Consider the following 23,164-nt stretch of genomic DNA (forward strand, 5'->3'; position numbering starts at 1 on the left):
CGGAGCCACATCACACGAGAGGAATGGCCGACCGATGAGCGTGACCGCTGTGACGACGTCCCGTGAACGAGCCGCCGCCCAGGCGTATCTGCGGTTGCTGAGCGCCGTGCGCGCAGCGCTCGCCGCACCCCCCGGTGCCGCCCCGCCACCCCCCGCGCTCACGGCCCCGCTGGCCGAGGCGGACCAGGCCCTGGCCGCCGCGGGCCTCGCGGGAAATGAGGCAGAGCTCTTCGGCCTGGTGAGCGAGGTCCACTCGGCCGGCGTCACCCGGCGCACTACGCGTGGTGGCGCAGGGGCGTGAGCTGCTCGATGTCGTAGCGGGCGCGCAGTTCGGCGACGGCCGCGTGGTCGGGCGGGCCGCCCGCGTCGAGGATGTCGAGCAGTTCCTCGAAGTAGCGCTCGTGGTCGGGCGGCGGGGACGCCTGGAAGAACATCCTGGCCGGTTCGTCCGTGCGGTTGGCGAAGGCGTGCGGACAGCCGGGAGGGACGACGATGACCGTGCCGGGGCCCGCGCGGACCGTGCGGCGGCCCGTCGACGACTCCCAGTGGCGCCAGTCTTCACGGGTCCGCACCCGCGGCTCGAAGGCGAGCACCTCCAACTCGCCTTCGAGCACGTAGAAGAGCTCCTCGCTGCGGGTGTGGACATGGGCGCCGACGTCGAAGCCGGGGGAGACCACGACCTCGAAGCTGGACGCGAACCGGGAGTGCTCGCCCGTGACTTTGAACGTCACCTCATGGGCGGCCGTGCGGATCGTCCGGCCGTGGCCGCTCGGTACGAGCAGCCCTTCGGCCGGCTCGACGAGTGCGGCCCTGGCCAGGGCGCCTGCATGTGCGGTCACAGGATCACTCGTTCCGGTCCGGTCAGGCCCGCGGCGCGGGGCCGGGCGTGGGCGCCGGGGCGGGTGCGGGCATCGGCATGCCCGAGGCCCGCCGCCCGCCGGGGACGGACCAGCGGCCCAGCGACATCTCCGCGGTGATGCCCGGACCGAACCCGGCGAGAATGCCCTTCGCCGAGTGCTCCGTGCTCCCCTCCTCGAAGAGTCTGCGCAGGGCGTCGAGTACGACGGCGCTGGCGATGTTCCCGTACTCGGTGAGCGTCGCCCGGCTGAAGCGGAAGGCCTCGGGCTCGACTCCGAGGAACATGCTGAGGTCGTCCAGGATCCGCGGCCCGCCGGCGTGGATGATGTAGAAGTCCAGCGCCGTGGCGTCCCAGCCGTGGTCGGCGGCCAGCTCCTTGAGCGCCGGGGCGAGCGGTTCCATCGTGCCGGGGACGCGCTTGTCCAGCTTGAAGTGGAAGCCGGTGTCCCGGACGTCGTAGGCGATCCAGTCCTCGGTGTGCGGGACCAGGTACGAGCCGTTGCGCTCCAGTTCGACGCCGATGCCGCCCCGGCCGCGTACCACCGCTGCCGCCAGGCCGTCCCCGAAGAGGCCGTTGGAGAGCAGATTGCCGACGTTCACATCGGTCGGCTGGTAGCACAGCGAGCAGAACTCGCAGGCCACGATGAGGGCGTTCGCCTCGGGGTAGGCGGTGCAGAAGTCGTGCGCGCGGTTGATCGCGGCACCGCCGGCCGCGCAGCCCAGTTGGGCGATCGGCACCTGACGGACGTCGGTGCGGAAGTCCATCTCGTTGATCAGCCACGCGGTGAGCGACGGCATCATGAAGCCCGTGCACGACACGAAGATGATCACGTCGATGTCCTCGGCGCGGACCTCGGCGTCCTGGAGCGCCTGTTGGATCACCGCGGGCACGCGCGCCTTGGCCTCGGCCTCGTAGACCGAGTTCCGATGCTCGAAGCCCGGATGCCGGAGTGTCTCCTCGATCGGTCGCAGCAGATGCCGCTTCGCCACCCCGGTGTTCTCTATGAGCCGGAGAGCCAGCCCCAGTTGCGGATGGTCCGCGTGCACGGTCCGTGCCAGATCAAGGGTCTGCTCCATGGTGATCACGTGGTCGGGAACCGACACCGTGGGTTTGCACAGCGTAGCCATGACGTGTCGCCCTTCTCTCGCTTTCGATCAAAAGGATGTGCGACAGGAAGCGGTTTCGCTCGCTGGGGGAGGGCCTGACACTTGCGCCGAACGGGTGATGGACGGCGCTCTTCCGGGCCGGTGGACCGCCGATCGGGAAGGGATGGGCTCCGTGAGGGGGCCGTAAGCGCTCACCGGGTGCGAACCGGTGTGGCGCATGAGCACAAGTGGGCGTGAGGGCGAACGTGCCCCTGTGCGAGCACCAGGCACAAGCGCACAAGCGCCGACGAGCACCCACCGGGAGATGAACCCGATGACGGAGAACGCGATACGCAGGCCCGGCTTTCGAGCGGTGGGTCGGTGAGCCTGCCATGAACTGCGACATACGGATCGTGCAGGGAGACCCCGACGAGGACGAACTGGCCGCGCTGATGGCGGTGCTCGGCGTCCTCGCGTCCACGCGCCGGAGCGGGCCCGGCGCCGCAGCGCCCCGGGCCGGGGAACGCAGAGCCCACTGGGACCGGGCGTGGGGCGGCGGCTTCGCACCCTGCGGATCCTGGCGGGAACGGGACAGGTCGGTGGCGGCGTTCGACCCCGGGTCCCGCTGAGCTTCCGAAATCTCGAACCAACGGAGCCGCCGAACTGCGGAGCCGCCGAACCCGCGGAGCTACCGAATCGCGAAGCTGTCGAGCTGCTGTCGCCGCTCGCCGTGCCCGGGCGCGACGGCCCGGGCGCGGCGAGCGGGTCACACGAGCAGCCGCAGCGCGGTGTCCGCCACCCCGAGCCGGACCGTCTGCCCCCAGGTGAGTTCGAGCGCGTCGGACTCCATGCCGTCGCCGAAGGCGACCAGCCGGTCCGACTCGACGGTGAGCCGCAGCCGCTGCCCGCCCGTCAGTGCCCCCTGCACCAGGGAGGTTCCGGTGGCGGGCGACGGCCACGCCTCGCGCACGTACCAGACCAGCCGGGGCTCGGCCGGTGCCGGCAGGGCGGGGCCGCCGCCCCGCTCCCGCCAGAGCGACCGCAGCCAGCCCGTCGCCCCCGTCCCGGTGCCGACCAGTACCCCGGACGACGTCAGGGCGTGGAACCAGAAGCTGAGCCCGGTTCCGTCGTGGACGAGCTTGCCGCGCCTGTGGTGGCGGACGTGGGCGGTGGGTGCGGAGCGGAGATGGCGCCAGCCGAGGCGCCGGGTGATGTCGGCCATGGAACCCCCTGTTTTCGTCATCGAGACGATATTGCTCCAGGATGGTTATCGTCAAGGGGACGAAATTGAGGTGAGGGTCGCGCTTGCGCGGCACGGCGCTCGGCGCCAGGCTGACCGAATGGACGGCGACACGGACCGCAATGCCGACGGCGATACGGACGGCGACATGGACCGCAACGCGGACGGCGATACGGACCGCAACGCGGACGAGGCGACCGACGGCATCACTGTGCGCAGGGTCTACGACGCCCCGGCACCCGGCGACGGCACCCGCGTCCTCGTCGACAGGCTCTGGCCCAGGGGAGTCTCCAAGGAGCGGGCCGCCGTCGACGAGTGGCTCAAAGAAGTCGCCCCCTCCAACGAGTTGCGCACCTGGTACCACAAGGACGCCTCCCGCCACGCCGAGTTCGACGCGCGCTACCGGCAGGAGCTGGCGCAGGGCCCGGCCGCCGACGCCCTCGATCGGCTGCTCGCCCTCGCCCGAGGCGGTCCGGTCACCCTCGTCACCTCGGTGAAGAGCATCGAGGGCAGCCATCTGCAGACGCTCGTCGACGTCCTGCGCCAACCGGGCGGCACAGGTCAGACGAGCCCGTAGACGCGGTCGGCGGTCCCGCCGAACACCGACGCCCGCTCCTCCTCGCCCAGTTCCGCGGTCAGCGCCCGCGCCGCCTCCAGCACATCACCGTACGAGGACGCCAGCCGGCACACCGGCCAGTCGGAGCCGTACATCAGCCGGCCGGGCCCGAAGGCGTCCAGGACCGTCCCCGCGTACGGGCGCAGGTCGTCCACCGTCCACGTCTTCCACTCGGCCTCCGTCACCATCCCGGACAGCTTGCAGAAGGTGTTCGGCAGCGCCGCCAGCTCCCGGACCGCCGACGCCCACGGCTCCAGCTCGCCACTCGCGATCGGCGGCTTGCCCAGGTGGTCGAGGACGAACGTCAGCCCCGGATGTGCGGCGGCCACCCGGACCGCCGCGGCCATCTGATGCGACCGGACCAGAAGGTCGTACACGAGCCCGGCGTCCGCGACCGCGCGCAGTCCGCGCTGTACGTCGCCGCGCAGCAGCCACTCCGGGTCCCGCTCGCCCTGCACCGGGTGGCGGATGCCGACGAGCCGGTCGCCGCCCGGCAGTCCGCGCAGCGCGGCGAGGGCGTCCCCGACCCCCGGCGAGGTGAGGTCCGTCCAGCCCACCACGCCCGCGACGAGAGCGCTGCCATCGGCGACGGCGAGGAACTCAGGGGTCTCCTCGGCGACCGGGACGGTCTGCACGAGCACGGTCGCGTGCACCCCGGCGGCGGACGTCTCGGCGCGCAGCTCGGGGAGGAGGAAGTCCCGGCGGATCGGGGCGAGTTCGCCGGTGATCCAGTCCTGGTCACGCACGGAGAGGTCCCACAGGTGGTGGTGGGCGTCGACGAGGCGCACGGGGGTCACAGCTCCCAGGCGACGGGGAGGCCGGCGCCGGCGCCCTCCGCGGAGTAGTCGTGCACCACGTCGAGCAGCTCGGCCATCCGCGCCTGCCAGGCGATGTTGACCGGCAGGCCCTCCAGTTCGGCGAGCAGCCGCGCGTAGTCGGTGCACTCGATGACGTGGAAGAGGTCGGTGCCGCTGCGCCAGATCGTCCACGAGGTGGCGCCCGCGGTACGGATCGCCGCCCGCAGCTCCGCCGGGACCTCGCGGTGCGCCGCCTCGTACTCCTCGATCCGGTCGGCCCGGACCCTCGTGTGCAAGGCCACCCTCATGGTGCCCGTGCCCGTGCCCGTGCTCGCGTCCGTGCCCGTGTTCATGTCCGTGTCCGTGTTGCTGCTCATACCGGCTTCACCAACCCCTCCTCCGCGAGTTCGGCCCACAGCGCGTCGGGTACGGGCACAGCCCGCATCGCCGCCGCGTCCTCGATCTCCTCCGCCGACCGCGCCCCCACCAGCACGCTCGCCACGGCCGGATGGCGCAGCGGGAACCGGAGCGCCGCCGCCCGCAGCGGCACGCCGTGCCGCTCGGACACGGCCTTGATGCGCAGCGCCCGGTCGAGCACGTCCTGGCCGACGGCCCGGTAGTCGTACGTCGCGCCGGGCTTCGGGTCCGCCAGCACGCCCGAGTTGAACACCCCGCCGATCACGACGCTCCGGCCGCACGCCTCCGCCTCGGGCAGCAGCTCGTCCGCGGCCCGCTGGTCGAGCAGTGTGAACCGGCCGGCGCACAGCACCGCGTCGACATCCGTGTCCCGGACGAACCGGGTCAGCATCTCGGCCTGGTTCATGCCCGCGCCGATCGCCCGCACGGTCCCCTCCGCCCGCAGCCGTTCCAGCGCCGGATACGCCTCACGGAACGCCTGCTCCCCGTGGTCGTCCGGATCGTGGAGATAGACGATGTCGACCCGGTCGAGACCGAGGCGCTCCAGGCTCTCCTCGATGCTGCGGCGCACGCCGTCGGCGCTGAAGTCCCAGCGACGGCGGTACGCCGTGGGCACGGCGAAGCCGTCGGCGAGGTCGCCGCCCGGGTCCCTGTCCGCGCCCTCGTCCGACTCCGACTCCGACTGCGGCTCCGACTCCGGCTCAGGCTCCGGCTCCAGGAGCCGCCCCACCTTGGTGGAGAGCGTGTACGCGTCCCGGGGCCGCCCGCGCAGCGCCGCCCCGAGCCGCCGCTCGGAGAGCCCGAGCCCGTAGTGCGGCGCGGTGTCGAACGTACGCACACCCGCGTCCCAGGCGGCGTCCACGGCGGCAGCCGCGGCCTCATCCGGAACGGCGCTGAACAGATTGCCGATACCGGCCGCCCCGAAGGCCAGTTCGGTCACCGGGCAGCCGCTCCGCCCGAGTGTGGTGCTGCGCATCGGATCCCCTCCGCCGTTCGTTCGGCCGCCGCATATTTATCAGATCAATGGGCGTGCGCAACACCCTTCTGTCCTGGTTCTCCTGACGGAAGGGGGTGATTGGTCGGATGTCTGGAGGGTTCGGGGGATTCAATGCGCGGGATGTTGCGGGGGCTCGGGGGCGCCGCCGGACTCCTCGCACACCCCGGCCTCCTGGGATTCCCCGGACGTCAGATGGAACAGTCCGCCCTCCGGGTCGCGCAGCGTCGCCACCCGTCCGAGAGGGGTGTCACGCGCGGGCGCCGCGACGCTGCCGCCCGCCGCGACCGCCCGCTCCACCGCGGCGTCCACATCGGAGCGGCAGAAGTGCACCTGCCACTGCGGCCGGATGCCGGGATCCGGCGAACCGGCGACCCCGCCGCCGTACATGGCCGCGACCGTCCGGCCGCCGGTCCGCAGGATCACGCGGTCGTGCTCGTACCGCACATCGATCCGACCCGGCTCCTGGGCGTCCCATTCGAACACTTCGCCGTAGAACAGGGCTGCGGCGAACGGGTCCCTCGTGTGGAGCTCCAGCCACGCCACGGCGCTCGTCCCGCGCCCCGCGTGCCAGCCGACGGCGACCGGCCCCTCCCAGACGCAGAAGAGCGCGTCCTGGGTGTCGGCGGCCCAGGCCATCCGCCCCCGTCCGAAGGCGATCGGGCCCACCGCGACCGTGGCGCCCCGCTCACGGATGCGGGAGGCCACGGCGTCCGCGCTGTCCGCCGCGAAGTACGCCGTCCAGGCGACGGGCAGCCGTACGCCCATCGTCCGGGTGGACTCGATGAGCCCGGCGACGGGCACGCCGTTCGCGTACCCGACGATGTCCGCGCCGTGGTCGTCGATCCCGGGCGCGAACTCCCAGCCGAAGACCGCACCGTAGAACTCCTGGGCGGCACCCATGTCCTGTGACGTCAGGCTCACCCAGCAGGGCGTGCCCTGAACCCCACGTGTGGTGGTCGCCAAGGCCGCTCACCTCATTCTCGGAACGTGGCACCCCTGCGCATGCGCCACTCCCTCACACCCTTCAACACAATGAGGAGGGTCGCCACCGCAGAGGCAACCGGGTGAGGCGAGGCGGCCCTCATCGGCCGGGACGTCCCGCGGGCGTAGTGCCGCTCGATGTAGTGCTGGCACGCGCTCAGGACGGTGGTGACGGCCACGTACCAGAGTGTGGCGACCATCAGCATCGGGATGACCTGGTAGGTCTGGTTGTAGACCAGCTGCACCGAGTAGAGCAGGTCGTGCACGGCGAGCACGCTGACGATGCTGGTGCCCTTGAGCGTGCCGATCAGCGTGTTCCCGGCGGTCGGCACGATCGAGCGCATCGCCTGCGGGATGACGATCCTGCGCAGCGTACGGCGCCGGCTCAGCCCGAGCGCCTGCGCGGCCTCGGTCTGGCCGGGCTCCACGGAGAGGATGCCGCCGCGCACCACCTCGGCGGCGCAGGCGGCCTCGTGCAGCGTCAGGCCGATGACCGCGGTGAGGGCCGGACCGAGCAGGTTCACCGTCTGGACGGTGACGATCTGGGGTCCGTACGGGATGCCGAGGCCGAGCGTCGGGTACAGGGCGCCGATGTTGAACCAGAACAGAAGCTGCACGAGCAGAGGCGTGGAACGGAAGATCCACACGTAGCCCCAACTCAGCGTGGCGAGGACGGGGTTGGCCGACAGTCGCATCACGGCGAGCACGGTGCCCAGCAGGAAGCCGAGCACCATCACCGCGGCGGTCAGCCACAGCGTCAGGAGGAGACCGTCGAGCACGGCGGCCGTGGTGAAGTACCGCACGACCACGTCCCATTGGAAGGCGTCGTTGCGGACGACGGAGTCGATCAGCGCCGCGAGGACCAGCAGCGCGGCGGCAGCGGCGAGCCGGCGGCCGGTGTGCCGGCGCGGCACGATCCGCGGCAGGTCGGGACCGGGACCGGGACCGGGACCGGGTCCGGGGTCGGGGCAGGAGCCAGGGGCGCCGGCCTGGCGCCGTCTGCCCGCCGTGGCCGTTCCGGTGTTGGGCTCGGTGCGATCAGGGCGATCGGAGCGATCGGTGCGATCAGTGAGAGGGGGAAGGGGAGGCGTGATCATCGGGAGGCTCTCCGGAGGAGGCAGTCGCGGGCAGGATCCAAACGACAGGACCTGGGTGTCCACCCGGTGGCACCCGTGCGCGAACGAACCCTGCGCGGCTGTTGCGCGGGCACGGTGCAGGTGCGGCCGGGGTCCGTCGTCACACGCTCGCCACGTCCCTCAACGCGGCCGGAGCGGCTGCCGCGCACGGCGGAGCCGGTCCGTCTCGATCGTATGCGCCCGCCGCGTGGATGTGTCAACCATGCGTGGCGGGCGGGCAGTCGGGGCCGTCCGGCATCCGGGCACTGCTTGACGCACAGCACGAAGTCCTGCTCAATTGGTCCCATGAATGCCCAGCCGCGCTTGGTCACGCGCGATCACATCGACTTCGGTCGGGTGTGGTCCGCGGCGTGTTGCGCCTGACTCGGCAGCGGGCCGTCTGACCGGCCCTTCCCTCCCTCGGTGACCCTCTCGGTGACCCCGTCGCGGGCCGAGTTCCCCATGCGCGCGCTGCCGCAGCACCGTTTCCCTTCCGTTCCGTTTCCTTTTCCTTCCGACGCCCGGCGTCGTCACGCCTGCCTCGACCAGCAGCAGTTCTCCCGACGGGCCGTCTCCGACGGACCACCCCCGGACGGACCACTCCTGACCGTCTGCTCCTGACGGTCTCTCAACCATGGTTCTGTCAAGGCCCTTTCGGCCCCTGGCCGCGATCGCGCCGGGGGCCGCCCGGTCCTGCCCGCACGCGACCCACAGCCCTCCGAAAGGCCACACCATGCCCGTGGAATTCCTCGGCATCGCCGCCACCGACGACGGCTCCGAAACCACCGCGCGCTCCGGCGCCGCCTTCGACAAGGAGTACACACTCCGGCTCGCCCGGGCGCACGAGGACCACGGCTGGGACCGGGTGCTGTTCGCCTACGGCTCCGGATCGCCCGACCCCGCGCCGGCCGCCGCGTACATCGCGAGCAGGCTGGAACGCCTCCAGATCCTGCTCGCCCACCGGCCCAACGTCTCGTACCCCACCTTCGCCGCCAGGACCTTCGCCACGCTCGACCGGATCAGCGAGGGCCGGCTGGCCGTCCACTTCATCACCGGCGGCAACGACCACGAGCAGCGCCGCGAGGGCGACACGCTCACCAAGGACGAGCGCTACGCCCGCACCCGCGAGTACATCCGCATCGTCAAGAAGATCTGGACCACTCACGAGCCCTTCGACCACGAGGGCGAGCACTACCGCTTCCACGACTTCGTCAGCGACGTCTTCCCCGTCCAGCAGCCGCGCCCGGACGTCTCCTTCGGCGGCTCGTCCCCGGCGGCGTACGCCGCCGGGGGAGCGGAGGCCGACATCTACTGCCTGTGGGGCGAGCCGCTGGAGCGGACCGCCGAGCAGATCGAGGCCGTGAAGGCCGCCGCGAAGGCCGCGGGCCGTACCGATGTGCCGCGCATCCAGGTCGCGTTCCGCCCGATCATCGCCCCGACCGAGGAGCTGGCCTGGGAGAAGGCCCACCGCACGGTCGGCGCCATCAGGCAGCGGCGCGAGGACGGTCTCGTACGCCACCACCGCCGCGGTGCCCCGGAGGCTGCAACTCCGCAGAACGTCGGCTCGCAGCGGCTGATCGCGATCGCCGAGGCGGGGGAGCGCTACGACCGCGCGCTGTGGACCCCGACCGCCGCCGCGACCGGCGGCGCGGGCAACTCCAACGCCCTGGTCGGTACCCCGGAGACCGTTGCCCGGGCCCTGCTCGACTACTACGACCTCGGCGCGGACATCCTCTCCGCCCGCGGCTACGACCTGCTGGGCGACGCCATCGACTTCGGCCGGTACGTGATTCCGATCGTTCGCGACGAGGTCGCCAAGCGGGACGCCGAGCGAGAGGCCAAGCAAGACGCCGAGCGGGACACCGAGCGGGACACCGAGCGGCCTTCGGCCGGCGGCGACCAGCACGGCACACAGGCCCTCACGGCGGTGCACGGATGAGCTTCGCAGCCGAACTGACGGTCGTTCAAGTGGCCGTGTCCGACCCGCGCGTCAGACCCCTGCTGCGCGAGCTCGGCGAGGAGTACTCGGCGCGCTACGGCCACGACGCCCACACCGAACTCGCCCGCTACCCCGACGAGGAGTTCATCGCGCCCCACGGCGGCGTCCTGCTCCTGCTCCTCGAACGCGGCGAGACCGTCGCGGGCGGCGCCTTCCGCCGCCACGACGAGGCGACGGCCGAACTCAAGCGGATCTGGACGCACTCCGCCCACCGCCGGCGGGGCCTGGCCCGGCGCGTCGTCGACGAGCTGGAGCGCGAGGCGGCCGCCCGCGGCTACCGGCGCATCTACCTGACCACCGGGCCACGCCAGCCCGAGGCCCGCGGTCTCTACCTGGCCGGCGGCTACACACCCCTGTTCGACACGGAGGCGGACCCGGAGACCATCGGCCCGCTGCCCTTCGAGAAGCACCTCGACGCCGAGGCGCATCCAGGAACCGCCAGGACACACACCGGAAAGGCAGCCGACCTGTGAAGCTCCCCGGCACCCGCGCCCGCGCCCGCACCCGCCTGCCCGCCGTCGCCGCCCTCGCGCTGCTGCCCCTCCTGGCGCTGACCGCCTGCGGCTCCGGCGGCTCCGGCGGCACCGACCGCACGACAGCGGCGGGCGCCCAGGCATCACCCGCACCGACCGACGACCCGGTCGCCGCCGTACGCACCGTGGACTCCGTCGCCGAGCTGCTGCCCGCCGGCGTACGCGAGTCGGGAACGCTGCGGATCGGCAGCTCGACCGGCTTCCCGCCCGGGGCGTACTACCCGAACGGCCAGGACGAGCCGCCCGCGGGCCAGGACATCGACATCGCCGACGCGGTGGCGAAAGTGCTCGGCATCAGGCTGGAGCGGCAGGACGCCTCCTTCGAGACGATCCTGCCCGCCCTCGGCAGTGGCAAGTACGACGTCGGCACCGGCAACTTCGGCGTCACCGCCGAACGCCTCAGGACCGTCGACTTCGTCACCTACATCAACGACGGCCAGGGCTTCGCGGTGAAGAAGGGCAGCACCGCGCTGAAGACCCGGGTCGGCGACCTCACCGAGCTGTGCGGGCTCACCATCGGCACCGGTGCCGGCACGACGTTCGAGGCGACCCTCACCGCGCGGAAAGGAGTGTGCGCCGAGGCCGGCAAGGAGCCGTACGACGTGAAGGTCTACTCCGAGAACGGCGCCACGTTCACCGCGCTCCAGCAGGGCCGGATCGACGTCGTCATGTCGACCATCAACGGCCTGCGCCACCAGGCCGCACAGCCCGCCGCGCAGACCGCCTTCCTCGGTGAGCACCACCGCCTCGACGTCGGGTTCGCGTTCAGGAAGGGCTCCCCGCTCACCGCCGCGTTCCGGGCCGCGGTCAACCAGCTGATCAAGGACGGAACGTACGCCCGGATCCTCAAGAAGTGGGGAACCACCGCCTCCGCGATCGACGCATCGCGGATCAACCCGCCCGAACACCGTTGAGAGCTGGGCAGGAAGGTGAGCAGGAACACGACGATGGGACTCACCACCGACCCCGCGCCGCCCGGCGCGGCCGTCCCGGGCACCGGCCCCGAAGCCCCGTCCCGGCGACCCGCAGCATCTGACGACCCGACCTCGCTCACGGTCGTACCCGCCCGCCACTACGGCCGGTGGGCCGCGGCAGCCGCCGTGACCGTGCTGGTCGCCCAGTTCGTCCACGGACTGGTCACCAATCCGGTCTGGGAGTGGGCCGTCTTCCGCGACTACGTCCTGTCCGAGACGATCGTCCAGGCGGTGGGGGTGACCCTCCAGCTCACCGCCTACGCCACCGTGCTCGGCTTCCTCCTCGGCACCGTCCTGGCCTTCATGCGGCTGTCGCGCAGCCCCGTGCTGAGGACCGTCGCCTGGACCTACGTCTGGATCTTCCGGTCCATCCCGATGATCGTCCAGCTGGTGTTCTGGTTCAACCTGGGCGCCCTCTACCGGGAACTCGGCGTCGGCATCCCGTTCGGCCCGGTCCTCTGGTCCGTGGACAGCAACAGCCTGATCGGCACGATCGGGGCCGCGCTGATCGGACTCTCGCTCCACCAGGCCGCGTACGCCGCCGAGATCGTGCGCGGCGGCGTCCTCTCGGTCGACCACGGGCAGCTGGAAGCCGCCGCGGCGCTCGGCATCCCCCGGCTGCGGCAGATCCGGCGGATCGTGCTGCCACAGGCGATGCGCGCGATCCTGCCCACGGCCGGCAACGAGATCATCGGCCTGCTCAAGGGCACGTCGGTGGTCTACGTGATGGCCATCGGCGAGCTCTTCTACCAGGTGCAGGTGGTCTACGGCCGCAACGGCCGGGTGATCCCCCTGCTGATGGTCGCCACCGCCTGGTACGTGTTCCTGACCTCCGTGCTCTCGGTCGCCCAGTACTACGTGGAGCGCCGCTACGCCCGCGGCGCCGACCGCACACCGCCGCCCACCCCGCTGCAGCGCGTCCGGCGCCTCGTACGGGATCTGGGCACGGCGAACGAGAACCGTCCGCGCACCGCGAAGGAGAAGCCATGAGCGACGTCATCAGCGACGCCCGCAGCGACGCCGTCAACGACGCCGTCAACGACGCCGTCAACGACGTCATGGTCGACGTCCGCGGCGTCCACAAGAGCTTCGGGCCGCTGGAGGTGCTGCGCGGCGTCGACCTGAGGGTCCGCGCCGGCGAGGTCACCGTGATCCTCGGCCCCTCCGGCTCGGGCAAGTCCACGCTGCTGCGCACCATCAACCACCTGGAGAAGGTCGACCGAGGCTGGATCGGCATCGAGGGTGAGCTCATCGGCTACCGCCGCTCCGGCGACAAGCTGTACGAGCTGAAGGAGAAGGACGTTCTGAAGCAGCGCACCCACATCGGGTTCGTCTTCCAGAACTTCAACCTCTTCCCGCACCTCACCGTGCTCGACAACCTCGTCGAGGCGCCGGTCTCCGCGCTGCGCCGGCCGCGCAGGGAGGCGGAGGAGGCCGCCCGCCGGCTCCTGGAGCGCGTCGGACTCTCCGACAAGGCCGGCGCCTATCCGCGGCAGCTGTCCGGCGGGCAGCAGCAGCGCGTGGCGATCGCCCGCGCGCTCGCCCTCGAACCCAAGGTGCTGCTCTTCGACGAGCCCACCTCGGCGCTCGACCCGGAACTGGTCGGCGAGGTCCTCGACGTCATCAAGGACCTGGCCCGCACCGGAACCACCATGATCGTCGTGACCCATGAGATCGGCTTCGCCCGCGAGGTCGCCGACACCGTGGTGTTCATGGACGACGGAGTCGTCGTGGAGCAGGGGTCGCCCGCGGCCGTCCTGGACGACCCGCGGCACGCGCGCACGCGCGCCTTCCTCTCCAAGGTCCTCTGAGCGACCGCCCTTTCCCGCCGGCCACGCAACCACTTGAGGGGAACGACCATGACCACCCGCCGCACCGTCTCCGCCGTGATCGGACTCGCCGCCGCCCTCGTCCTCGGAGCCTGCGCCAACCCCACCGACGGCGGCACGACCGACGTCGCGGCCCCGGGCAGTGGCTCGGGCAGCGGCTCGGACAGGACCACCACGAAGATCGACAACAGCCCCGACCAGAAGCGCGTCACCACGCAGAAGGTCGCCTCCATAGCCGCCCAGGTGCCCGCGGAGGTCCGTAAGAGAGGCACCCTGGCGATCGTCGGCTCCGCCGACAGCTCGCCACCGCTGGGCTTCTACGCCACCGACGACAAGACCCGCATCGGCGTGGAGATCGACATCGTCCATCTCGTCGCCGACGTCCTCGGGCTCAGGCCCGAGTACACCCCGGTCTCCTGGGAGAACATCTTCGTCGGCCTCGACAGCGCCAAGTACGACGTCGGCTTCAGCAACATCACCGTCACGGAGGAGCGCAAGGAGAAGTACGACTTCGCCACCTACCGCAAGGACGACCTCGCCTTCGAGGCGAAGAAGGGCAGCGGCCTCAAGGTCGCCGACCACAAGGACGTCGCGGGCAGGACTGTCGCCGTGGACACCGGGACCAACCAGGAGAAGATCCTGGTCGAGTGGAGCGAGCAGGCCGAGAAGGCGGGTCTCGAACCGGTGGACATCAAGTACTACAAGGCCCCCGCCGACACCTATCTCGCCCTGGAGTCCGGCCGTATCGACCTCTTCCTCGGCCCCAACCCGACCGCCGCCTACCACGTCGCATCGGCCGGCAGGACCGAGATCGTCGGTACCTACTCCGGTGCGGGCGCCACCCTCCAGGGCCTCATCGCCGCCACCACCAAGAAGGACAGCGGTCTGGTCGAGCCGCTCGCCGCCGCGCTCAACGAGGTCATCGACAACGGCACCTACGCCCAGGTGCTGGAGCGCTGGGGCCTGTCGAACGAGACCGTCGAGAAGTCGGAGATCAACCCGCCCGGCCTGCCCAAGACCGGCGAGTAGCCGAGCACGAACCAGCGGCTCTTCCTTACAGGCCCCTCCGCGCCGGCCCCTCCGCGCCCGGCCTCTCCGCCCCTCCGCCCTCCGCCTCGGCCTCTCCGCCCCGGCCCTTCCCCACCGGCGCCGCCGTCCGACATCCCCCGACCCTGAAAGGTCCCCGGCCATGGCCACCATCCTGTCCGTCTCCGGAAGCCCTTCCGCCACCTCCCGCACCGCACGGCTGCTGCGCCATCTCGACGACCGGCTCACCGCGCAGGGCCACGACGTGACCGCGCTGGACGTCCGTACCCTCCCCGCCGAAGCACTGCTGGGGGCCGACTTCCGGGACCCGGCGATCATCGAGGCCGCGGCCCTGTTCGAGCGGGCGGACGGCGTCGTGATCGGCACCCCCGTCTACAAGGCCGCCTACTCCGGGCTGCTGAAGTCGCTGCTCGACCTGCTCCCGCAGTACGCACTGGACGGCAAGACCGTCCTGCCGCTCGCCACCGGCGGCACCACGGCGCACGTCCTGGCCATCGACTACGCCCTGCGCCCGGTGCTGAGCTCGATGGGCGCCGCGCACATCGTCCCCGGCTGGTTCACGCTCGACCAGGACATCACGGTCGACGACGATGGCACACTGAGCGTCGCACCCGACGCGGCCGAGGGCCTCGTCCAGGTCACCGACCGCTTCTCCGCCGCACTCGCCGGCCGCAGGACGCTGCTGGCGGCCGCCGGATGAGCGCCGCGAGCGAGCCCGGACGCCTCTCCTCCACTCGTCCGCACACGGTGCCGTCCTTCAGGAGCCGGATCGGCTGCGACGCGCGCAGCGGCTACCCCGCCGTGCCGCACCGCTACCGGCTCCACCTCGCGCTGTCCTGTCCGGAGTCACTGCGGATCGCCGTCACGCACAGCCTGCTCGGCCTGGAGGACACCCTCCCGGTGACGCTGCTGCCCGCCGTGCCCGACGCACCGGATGGCGGCCACCTGGCGTTGGGCCCCCTGTACGAGGCCAGTTCGCACCAGCACCCCGGCCCGGCCCTGGCGCCGGTGCTCAGCGACAGCTGGACCGGACGGATCGTCAGCACGCACGCCCCCGGGATCCTGCGGGACCTGGCCCGGAGGTTCGGCGCCCGCGGACCGTGTCTGTACCCGTGCGGTGCCGACGAGCGGATCGAGGCCGTCGGCCGGCTCTGTGACCAGGACATCAACGCGGCGGCGCAGCGCGCCGGCCGGTCCGGTGCCGGCGCCGAGGCGCGCGCCGCCGCGCTCGCCGCGCCAGTCCGTACCACTTCTCCGACTGGGCCGAGGCCGTCGACGCGCTCCTTGCGCTGGGCACGGAGCGGCCCGTGCCCGTCGTGATCGACGAGTTCCCGTACCTCGCCAAGGCGAATCCGGAGCTCCCCTCGATCATCCAAGAGGCGCTGCGGACGCTGCGCGACCAGCGCAGCGGCTCCCGCACCCGGCTACTGCTGTGTGGCTCGGCGCTGTCGTTCATGGGCAGGCTGCTGTCCGGCAACGCCCCCTTGCGAGGCCGGGCTGGGCTGGAGTTGGTCGTCCGCCCTCTCGACCATCGCCTGGCCGCCGAGTTCTGGAACATCACCGACCCACGTCTGGCCCTGCAGGTCAACGCGATCGTGGGCGGTACACCCGCGTATCGCCGGGAATTCGCACGTGGCGACACCCCGAACGGAGCCGACGACTTCGACGACTGGGTCGTCCGCACCGTCCTCAACCCAGAGACCCCTCTGTTCCGCGAGGCCCGCTATCTGCTCGCGGAAGAGCCCGACCTGCGAGACACCGCGCTGTACCTGTCCGTGCTGGCCGCAGTCGCCGACGGCAACGCAACGCGCGGGGGCATGGCCGGGTACCTGGAGCGCAAGGCCACCGACATCGCGCACCCCATCAACGTCCTCGAAGACGCCGGCCTGCTGCTCCGGGATGCCGACGCCTTCCGCGACAACCGCCCCACCTACCGCATCGCCGAACCGCTGATCGGCTTCTATCACGCCATCATGCGGCCGGTCTGGGACCAGCTGGAACGCCCCGGCAGCGCAACCCGGGTCTGGCAGGCCAGCCGCCGCCGCTTCACCAGTAACGTCCTTGGTCCCCATTTCGAACAGGTCTGCCGCGACTGGGCGCTGCACCACGCCGCCCCAGAACTTGTCGGCGGTCTGCCTGCCCGGGTCGGACACGGCGTGGTACACGATCCCAAGGCCCGCGTCGGACACGAAGTGGATGTGGCGGTCATCGGCATCGCCGACGGCTCCAGGCCACCGCTCCTGGCCATCGGCGAGGCCAAATGGAACGACATCATGGGCATCGCCCACATCGAGCGCCTCCAGCACATCCGGGAGCTCATCACCCAGGCGGGACGCTACGACACCACCAGCACCCGACTCATGTGTCTCAGCGGTGCAGGCTTCAACGACAAGGCATACGCGACCGCACACGCCGACCCGGATATCCAACTGGTCGACCTGGAAAAGCTCTACGGCATGGCGTGACCCGCGCCCGTGTGCGCGGTGCCGGGGCCATGCCGCGATCGTCGCCGAATGGGTTGCCGTAATTCGATGGCGTCACTGGCCCGGGTACCTCTAGGGTCGGCTCTGTTGTAGCGGCGACCGGGGGTTGCCGCAGGTGACTTGGTTTGTCTGGGAGGTGTGACCGATGGCTGTCGTTGAGATGGGCGCTGCCCGCATCCGGAAGTTCATCCAGTCCACCTCCGTGGCCTCCGGCTGACCTCTCTACTTCTCCCGCGCCAGTGAGCGCGGTGCCGGGCCACCCTTGTGAAGGGTCACCCTTGTCTTCCTCTTCTCTCCTGGGTTCGTCTTCGTCTGCCTCGCATCCGCTCGTGCCGTACGGCTGGGATGCGGACTGGGAGGCCGAGTTCGCCCCGTATGCCGCGCAGGGCCTCCTGCCCGGCCGCGTCGCGCGTGTCGACCGTGGCCTGTGCGACGTCATCACCCCGGCCGGCGTCGTCCGTGCCGACACCGAGTTCGTCGTTCCCCGTGACCCGATGAAGGTCGTGTGCACGGGGGACTGGGTCGCCGTCGACCCCGAAGGCAGTGACCCGCAGTACGTGCGGACGCTGCTGCCGCGCCGTACCGCCTACGTGCGGTCGACGTCGTCCAAGCGTTCCGAGGGCCAAGTCCTGGCCACCAACATCGATCACGTCGTCATCTGTGTATCGCTCGCGGTCGACCTGGACCTCGGACGGATCGAGCGGTTCCTGGCGCTGGCCATGTCCAGTTCGAACGGAGAGGCACTGCTGCATGACGCGGCGGACTCCTGGGAGAGCGGGGCGCAGCCGCTCGTCGTCCTGACCAAGTCCGACCTCGTGCCGGACGCCACCGGCAGGTCGTACCTCGTCCAGGACGTCGAAACGGCCGCGCCCGGAGTGCAGGTGCTCGCGGTCAGCTCCGTGACCGGCGAGGGCATGGACGTGCTCGCGGCGGTCGTCTCCAGCGGTACGAGCGTGCTGCTCGGCGTCTCCGGTGCCGGCAAGTCCACGCTGGCGAACGCGCTGCTCGGCGAGGACGTCATGGAGGTCCAGGCCACCCGCGACATGGACGGCAAGGGCCGCCACACGACGACCACGCGGAACCTGTTCGCGCTCCCGGGCGGCGGTGTCCTCATCGACACGCCCGGGCTGCGCGGCGTCGGCCTCTGGGACGCGGAAACCGGCGTCGGCCAGGTCTTCTCCGAGATCGAGGACCTGGCCGAGGAGTGCCGCTTCCACGACTGCGCCCACGAGTCGGAGCCGGGGTGCGCGGTGCTCGCCGCGGTCGCGGACGGCACGCTGCCGGAACGCCGCCTCGACAGCTACCGCAAGCTGCTCCGCGAGAACCAGCGCATCGTCGCGAAGACGGACGCGCGGCTGCGGGCGGAGCTCCGCCGCGACTGGAAGCTCCGCCACGCGGAGGGCCGCGCGGCGATGGCCGCCAAACGCGGCCGCCTGTAAGCGGGGTTTTCCCAGAGCCGGGGTCCGGGGGCACCGCCCCCGGACCCCGGTCGGTGCGGAGAAGCCACGTCCGAAAACCGCCAGCCCCGACTCCGCCGCCGACGCACACTGGAGGGGTGACCCGACGACACCCCATGGACGAGGACACCCGGTACGAGGCGGTGACCAGCCGCGACGCCCGCTTCGACGGCGAGTTCTTCTTCGCCGTCGAGACCACGGGCATCTACTGCCGTCCCAGCTGCCCCGCCGTCACCCCCAAGCGCAGGAACGTGCGGTTCTTCCCGACCGCCGCGGCCGCTCAGGGGCACGGCTTCCGGGCCTGTCGGCGGTGCCGGCCCGATGCCGTGCCGGGGTCCGCCGAGTGGAACGTACGGGCCGACGTCGTGGGGCGGGCCATGCGGATGATCGGCGACGGAGTCGTCGACCGCGAAGGCGTCGGAGGGCTCGCGGGCCGGCTCGGGTACAGCGCACGGCAGGTGCAGCGCCAGCTCAACGCCGAGCTGGGCGCCGGGCCCGTCGCCCTCGCCCGCGCCCAACGGGCGCACACCGCACGGGTGCTGCTCCAGACCACCGGGCTGCCGGTGACCGAGATCGCGTTCGCGTCCGGGTTCGCCAGCGTGCGGCAGTTCAACGACACGATCCGGCAGATCTACGCCCGCACCCCCACCGAACTCCGCGCCGAGGCCGGCACGGAACGGGCCGCGGGCACCGCCGGGATCCCGCTGCGGCTCGCCCATCGCGGCCCGTACGCCGCGCGCGAGGTCTTCGACCTGCTCGCCCGCGGGGCCGCGGACCGTGTCGAAGAGGTCGTCGGTGCGCCCGGCGCCCGTACCTACCGCCGTACTCTGCGGCTGCCGCACGGTTCCGGCATCGTCGCCGTCGACGAGCGCTCGCCCGGTTCGTCGTGGCTGGAGGCCCGGATCCACCTGACCGATCTACGCGATCTCACCACCGCCGTGCAGCGGCTGCGCCGGCTCTTCGACCTGGACGCCGACCCGTACGCGGTCGCGGAGCGCCTCTCCCGCGACCCGCGGCTCGCCCCTCTCGTCGCCGGCCGGCCGGGACTGCGCTCGCCCGGTGCCGCCGAGCCCGAGGAGTTCGCGCTGCGGGCCGTGGTCGGTCCCGCGGAGTCCGAGCGGCTCATCGAGGCATACGGCAAGCTCCTGGACCGGCCGTGCGGCGGGCTCACCCATCTCTTCCCCGAACCCGCCGCCCTGACGGACCATCCGGTCGCCGGACCGCTCGCGACCGCCCTCGCCGACGGCGACGTCCGGCTCGACCCGGGCGCCGACCGCGACGAGGCCGAGCGGACGCTGCTCGCCGTGCCCGGGGTGTCACCCCGCACCGCCGCGCTGATCCGGATGCGGGCCCTCGGAGACCCGGACGTGGCCCTCCCCGGCGACCCCGCCACCGAGACGTGGCGACCGTGGCGCTCGTACGCCACGCGCTACCTGGAGTCCGCCCGCCTGCCTGACCAGGCCGCGGCTGACACCTAGCACTGTCCGCCCGCAGGCGTGCCCGAAGGGCTCCGTGGAGGGCGTGCCGGGTGCCGGGCGCCAGGCCGAAGTCGTCAGACACGGCCCCGGAAACCGCGCGGCGGCGGACGTGGGGACCGGCCACATGGCCTGGCGATGCGCAGGACGCCTTGCTGTGGTTCGCAGCCGCACCCAGCGGGTCACCCCGGCCTCCCGCATTCTCGCTGGGTGCGTGGAATCGCGCGCCGGGGTGAGCCCTTCAGACGTCTCGAAAGCTGTGTTGTCGAGCCGCATTCGCGTGGTCAGGGCACGGCCGAAATCGAGATTCAGGTCGCGGTAGGTCGATAACAAGGCAATTTCCTAGCGAGAGGCAGTGGTCCAGTAGTCCGCCAGCATCTCGCCGGGCCAGGCGGGTTCATGGACCGGGCCTCGCGGCCCCATTTCTGCGAAGAAGGGCGAGAGATCGTAGATCTTCGTGCCGACCACAGCGTCCAGATCGGTCACGTGCAGCCTGAGCCCGTCGATTTTGAGCAGCCGTGGGAAGCTTTGTGCGAGTTGGTTGGGGCGCCGGTGGTTGCGATGAGCGAACGTTCCCGTTGCCGGCCACTGTGGGTTTCCGCGCGGACTGCGGGCGTGGTACTCGACATCGTCCGGCGATGCCTGGTCGAAGTGCCACACGACCACCAGGTGGGAGAACTCCTCCAGGCCCTGCACGGAGTCCACGGGGAATTCGGCCTCGTCGAGCTGGATCACCGACTCGACGCCACCCCAGTAGTCATCCGCGACCTCGGTACGGCCCGTGACCACTTCCCCGATCGGCTTGATCTCCAGAGCCATGGCCCCAGCCCTTCTTCTCGGCCTCAATGACGCTTGTGATCAATCTACTTGGGCCAGGTACGAGGCCGCGCGGGCGTCGAGCACACCCACTGCGGGGATACCTCGCTTGCGGTAGGGCGACAGCAGGCGACGCATGTCGACGACCGCCTGCCGAGCCCGGCCGGAGTAGATCCCGTCCTCCATCGCGTCAAGGACGCTGGTCCACGTCGCGCATGCCTCTTCGACGCCGCCCTGGGCAATCTGCGTCGCCCCCATGTACCCGAGGGTGATCGCGTGCGTGCGCCGGAACGCCACGCCGCGCGTGCGCACGGAACGCCGGAACTCCTTGACCGCCCGTTGGCGGTCGCCGAGATCTCGCAGGGTGCACGCGGTCTCGTGTGCCAAGGAAGCCTCGCCGAAGAAGAACGTCCGGTCCGGTTCCTTGATCCCGTCGTGGGCGTTCGACAGGTCGTCCTCAGCGCGAAGCAGTGCCCTTGCCGCCTGCTGCTTGTGACCGTTCGCGGCGAGGGTGCGTGCATGCACCACGCCGAGGAGAGCTCGCTCGCGGGGAGCGGCTGCCGTGTACCGCTCGCCGTGCACCGACGCCTGAGCGATCTGGAGGGCCTCGCAGCGAAAGCCCAGGTCGAGCGCCTGGTGTGCCATGGCACGCAAGATGTGTCCGCTCAAGGGTGCGTCGCCGGAACGGGCAGCGAGCTTCACGGCGGTGTTGAAGCGCTGGAGTGCGACGGCATGCTCGCCGTTGTCAAAGGCCATCCAGCCCGACACGTACGCGAGCTCGGCGGAGGCGGAGAACATCGCGCGTCGGGTCGCATCGTCGGTGAACCGGCCCCGGAGGAAGTTGTGGGCTTCGTGCCTCAGGTACTCGTCGACCGCCCGTCGGCCGTGGCCACCACCGCGCCGCTGGTCCATGCGCGAAAAGGCCAGGGTCAGCTCTCGTACGGTCTCGACGTCTGCGCGGCCGACACGTTTGCCCGCCGAGAACTCCTCGGTCGGCGGACGAGACATGGCGTCCCACCACGTCTCGTTCGGCAGGATCAGGGCCGCTGCTGAGTACACCCCGTCCACCAGCAGTCGACGTCGGTCCGTGTCCACGCCAATCCCCAAGTCCTTCAGCGCGATCAACGGATCAACGCGCCAGTCCAGCGCCCCTCCCGCTGGTGAGGCGGAAGCTGCAAACCCGATCTCTTGTGGCGTGATGTCACGCTTCAGACGACGGGACAGCGTCTGGCACAAAATAGCGGGCGCGACCCCTGACGGCTGGACGCCTCCCACCCACATGCTCACGTGGGAGCGTCCGATCTTGGAGTTCTCCCGCACTTCGCCGTTCAGTGTCTCTGCGGCGACCCGGTTGTACGCGGCTGTGGCCTGCGCTCGTGACCAGCCAGCTTCCAGGAGGAGAGCAGCAAGCTGCTCGTTTCTCTGTCGCGCCATCCTGCCCCCCGGCCACTCAAGAACGATCTTTGACCACGTTGCCCAGGCCGCCCCGGAGGTGGCTCCGGGACGGACACAGATCCAACGCAGTGTTCCACTGACCCTGGTGCAGACACGGTGGTGGAAGCCAACGTGTCCAGGCGCTGGCCGCCGGTGTTCTGCCACGAGGTGTCTTCGGGCGTGAGGATCGTAACGGTGAGGCCCCCGGGTAGCGACGACAATCCAGACGTCGACGAGCCGGTCCTGGAGACCCATCAGGATCTCGCTCCCGGCCTGGTGGCTTCGGAGAAGGGCGTCGCACGCCGTCGGCGCGCTCTCGACCTCCATGGGCTCTGCTTCCCAGGGCCCGTGGTGCGCCTACCGACACCTATTGGCGATCTTTGACCACCTTGACCACGTTCCAGCCCTTGACCCCATACCCATCACCCTGGTTCAGCGGTTCGCTCTTGTATGTCAGCTACTCGACGAGCGGGAGAACTCACATGAATTCCTCTTCTGGCCGATCCACCGTCAGCGCCTTACGCCTGGGTGGCGTTGGCCTGCAGCAGTACAGCGCGACTGGCTCCCGGTGACCCGCGACTCCGCAGTCGCGAAGCCAATCACTCGGAAGTCGCGGGCCTTCGAGGTGGCCTTCGCTCCTGATCCGGCCTGCGTTGCCCGCGCACGCCAAATCACCGGCGCATTCCTGGAGCCGTGCAACGCGAACGGGGAGCTGGCGGAGAAGATCGTGCTCGCCGTCTCTGAGCTGGTCACCAACGCCATCGAGCACGGAACGGGAGAGGTAGGGCTCCGGATCCGATACTCCGACAGCGATGTGCGCATCGAGGTCACCGATGGCAACCCCACCCCCGCCCAAATGCGGTCCGCAACGGATGAAGACGTGTCGGGCCGCGGCCTGTTCCTCGTCGCTGTCCTCGCACGGGAGTGGGGCGTCAGCGAAGACGGTGGGACGACATGGTGCGTCTTCCGCGTCCCTGCGGGGAGGGCGTGATGGGTCACCGCCTACGTAA

The 23,164-nt window shown here is 71.0% G+C and carries 22 protein-coding genes and 3 pseudogenes; 15 read left to right on the forward strand and 10 right to left on the reverse strand.

What is annotated here, in order from left to right; genetic code table 11:
- Positions 1-34 precede the first annotated feature (34 nt).
- A complete protein-coding gene (locus KK483_RS29075; RefSeq protein WP_262008179.1) occupies positions 35-301 on the forward strand; it encodes a hypothetical protein in 267 nt (88 codons plus the stop codon).
- Here KK483_RS29075 and KK483_RS29080 read toward each other — a convergent pair.
- Both KK483_RS29080 and KK483_RS29085 read right to left on the reverse strand, forming a co-directional pair.
- Positions 276-839 (reverse strand): cupin domain-containing protein, encoded by a 564-nt coding sequence (locus KK483_RS29080; protein ID WP_262008180.1) that lies wholly within the window; start codon positions 837-839, stop codon positions 276-278. The two genes, KK483_RS29075 and KK483_RS29080, sit on opposite strands and share 26 nt — an antisense overlap.
- A 22-nt stretch (positions 840-861) precedes the next feature.
- Positions 862-1,986, reverse strand: coding sequence for a type III polyketide synthase (locus KK483_RS29085; RefSeq protein ID WP_262008181.1), 1,125 nt, complete (start codon positions 1,984-1,986; stop codon positions 862-864).
- Positions 1,987-2,336: 350 nt separating this feature from the next.
- Here KK483_RS29085 and KK483_RS29090 point away from each other — a divergent pair, with 350 nt between their 5' ends.
- Positions 2,337-2,573: an acyl-CoA carboxylase subunit epsilon gene (locus KK483_RS29090; protein WP_262008182.1), complete on the forward strand. Its 237-nt coding sequence runs from the start codon at positions 2,337-2,339 to the stop codon at positions 2,571-2,573.
- Positions 2,574-2,710: 137 nt separating this feature from the next.
- Here KK483_RS29090 and KK483_RS29095 read toward each other — a convergent pair.
- Positions 2,711-3,043: pseudogene (locus KK483_RS29095) on the reverse strand (hypothetical protein); the annotation flags it as partial.
- A 289-nt stretch (positions 3,044-3,332) separates the two neighbouring features.
- Between KK483_RS29095 and KK483_RS29100 the strand changes: the two are divergent.
- Positions 3,333-3,761, forward strand: coding sequence for a DUF488 domain-containing protein (locus tag KK483_RS29100; protein WP_262009726.1), 429 nt, complete (start codon positions 3,333-3,335; stop codon positions 3,759-3,761).
- On the opposite strand, the gene KK483_RS29105 is transcribed toward KK483_RS29100, so the two are convergent.
- The 5 genes from KK483_RS29105 to KK483_RS29125 all read right to left on the reverse strand — a co-directional run bounded on the left by KK483_RS29105 (position 3,746) and on the right by KK483_RS29125 (position 8,089).
- A complete protein-coding gene (locus KK483_RS29105; RefSeq protein ID WP_262008183.1) occupies positions 3,746-4,597 on the reverse strand; it encodes an amidohydrolase in 852 nt (283 codons plus the stop codon). The genes KK483_RS29100 and KK483_RS29105 overlap by 16 nt on opposite strands.
- Positions 4,594-4,905, reverse strand: a complete 312-nt coding sequence (locus KK483_RS29110) for an L-rhamnose mutarotase (RefSeq protein WP_262009727.1) — start codon at positions 4,903-4,905, stop codon at positions 4,594-4,596. Before KK483_RS29110 ends, KK483_RS29105 begins: the two co-directional genes overlap by 4 nt.
- A gap of 65 nt (positions 4,906-4,970) precedes the next feature.
- Positions 4,971-5,990, reverse strand: a complete 1,020-nt coding sequence (locus KK483_RS29115) for an aldo/keto reductase (RefSeq protein ID WP_262008184.1) — start codon at positions 5,988-5,990, stop codon at positions 4,971-4,973.
- A 129-nt stretch (positions 5,991-6,119) separates the two neighbouring features.
- Complete coding sequence (locus tag KK483_RS29120; protein WP_262008185.1) at positions 6,120-6,932, reverse strand: VOC family protein; 813 nt, start codon at positions 6,930-6,932, stop codon at positions 6,120-6,122.
- Positions 6,933-6,985: 53 nt separating this feature from the next.
- Positions 6,986-8,089: an amino acid ABC transporter permease gene (locus KK483_RS29125; protein ID WP_399015245.1), complete on the reverse strand. Its 1,104-nt coding sequence runs from the start codon at positions 8,087-8,089 to the stop codon at positions 6,986-6,988.
- A 751-nt stretch (positions 8,090-8,840) separates the two neighbouring features.
- Here KK483_RS29125 and KK483_RS29130 point away from each other — a divergent pair.
- From KK483_RS29130 to KK483_RS29180, 11 genes and pseudogenes are all read left to right on the forward strand, one after another.
- A complete protein-coding gene (locus tag KK483_RS29130) occupies positions 8,841-10,046 on the forward strand; it encodes an LLM class flavin-dependent oxidoreductase (RefSeq protein WP_262008186.1) in 1,206 nt (401 codons plus the stop codon).
- The gene (locus tag KK483_RS29135; RefSeq protein WP_262008188.1) at positions 10,043-10,579 is read left to right on the forward strand and encodes a GNAT family N-acetyltransferase; all 537 of its coding nucleotides are present in this window, start codon (positions 10,043-10,045) and stop codon (positions 10,577-10,579) included. The genes KK483_RS29130 and KK483_RS29135 overlap by 4 nt, the downstream gene beginning before the upstream one ends.
- Positions 10,576-11,553: an ABC transporter substrate-binding protein gene (locus KK483_RS29140; RefSeq protein ID WP_262008189.1), complete on the forward strand. Its 978-nt coding sequence runs from the start codon at positions 10,576-10,578 to the stop codon at positions 11,551-11,553. The genes KK483_RS29135 and KK483_RS29140 overlap by 4 nt, the downstream gene beginning before the upstream one ends.
- 33 nt (positions 11,554-11,586) lie before the next feature.
- A complete protein-coding gene (locus tag KK483_RS29145; RefSeq protein WP_262008190.1) occupies positions 11,587-12,603 on the forward strand; it encodes an amino acid ABC transporter permease in 1,017 nt (338 codons plus the stop codon).
- Positions 12,604-12,671: 68 nt separating this feature from the next.
- Entirely contained in the window at positions 12,672-13,424 is a 753-nt protein-coding gene (locus tag KK483_RS29150; protein WP_262009728.1) for an amino acid ABC transporter ATP-binding protein, read from the forward strand.
- Between the two features lie 48 nt (positions 13,425-13,472).
- Positions 13,473-14,471 (forward strand): ABC transporter substrate-binding protein, encoded by a 999-nt coding sequence (locus KK483_RS29155; RefSeq protein ID WP_262008191.1) that lies wholly within the window; start codon positions 13,473-13,475, stop codon positions 14,469-14,471.
- Between the two features lie 160 nt (positions 14,472-14,631).
- Positions 14,632-15,189 (forward strand): NADPH-dependent FMN reductase, encoded by a 558-nt coding sequence (gene ssuE / locus KK483_RS29160; RefSeq protein WP_262008192.1) that lies wholly within the window; start codon positions 14,632-14,634, stop codon positions 15,187-15,189.
- Positions 15,186-15,734: pseudogene (locus KK483_RS29165) on the forward strand (glutathione S-transferase family protein); the annotation flags it as partial. The gene ssuE and the pseudogene KK483_RS29165, both read left to right, overlap by 4 nt.
- Positions 15,719-16,954 (forward strand): annotated as a pseudogene (locus KK483_RS29170) (ATP-binding protein); the annotation flags it as partial. The pseudogenes KK483_RS29165 and KK483_RS29170, both read left to right, overlap by 16 nt.
- A gap of 296 nt (positions 16,955-17,250) precedes the next feature.
- Entirely contained in the window at positions 17,251-18,411 is a 1,161-nt protein-coding gene (rsgA, locus tag KK483_RS29175; RefSeq protein WP_262008193.1) for a ribosome small subunit-dependent GTPase A, read from the forward strand.
- 134 nt (positions 18,412-18,545) lie between these two features.
- Positions 18,546-19,907, forward strand: coding sequence for a DNA-3-methyladenine glycosylase 2 family protein (locus KK483_RS29180; RefSeq protein ID WP_262009729.1), 1,362 nt, complete (start codon positions 18,546-18,548; stop codon positions 19,905-19,907).
- Between the two features lie 339 nt (positions 19,908-20,246).
- Here the strand turns inward: KK483_RS29180 and KK483_RS29185 are convergent, their stop codons facing one another.
- Both KK483_RS29185 and KK483_RS29190 read right to left on the reverse strand, forming a co-directional pair.
- Complete coding sequence (locus tag KK483_RS29185; protein WP_262008194.1) at positions 20,247-20,723, reverse strand: SAM-dependent methyltransferase; 477 nt, start codon at positions 20,721-20,723, stop codon at positions 20,247-20,249.
- Between the two features lie 39 nt (positions 20,724-20,762).
- Positions 20,763-22,154 carry a Tat pathway signal protein gene (locus KK483_RS29190; RefSeq protein ID WP_262008195.1) on the reverse strand — a complete coding sequence of 464 codons (1,392 nt, stop codon included), beginning with the start codon at positions 22,152-22,154 and terminating at the stop codon, positions 20,763-20,765.
- A gap of 370 nt (positions 22,155-22,524) precedes the next feature.
- On the opposite strand from KK483_RS29190, the gene KK483_RS29195 reads away from it, so the two are divergent.
- Positions 22,525-23,145: an ATP-binding protein gene (locus KK483_RS29195; RefSeq protein ID WP_313879488.1), complete on the forward strand. Its 621-nt coding sequence runs from the start codon at positions 22,525-22,527 to the stop codon at positions 23,143-23,145.
- Positions 23,146-23,164 lie beyond the last annotated feature (19 nt).

Origin of the sequence: Streptomyces sp. FIT100, from assembly GCF_024584805.1 — a bacterium.
Classification (GTDB): Bacteria; Actinomycetota; Actinomycetes; order Streptomycetales; family Streptomycetaceae; genus Streptomyces.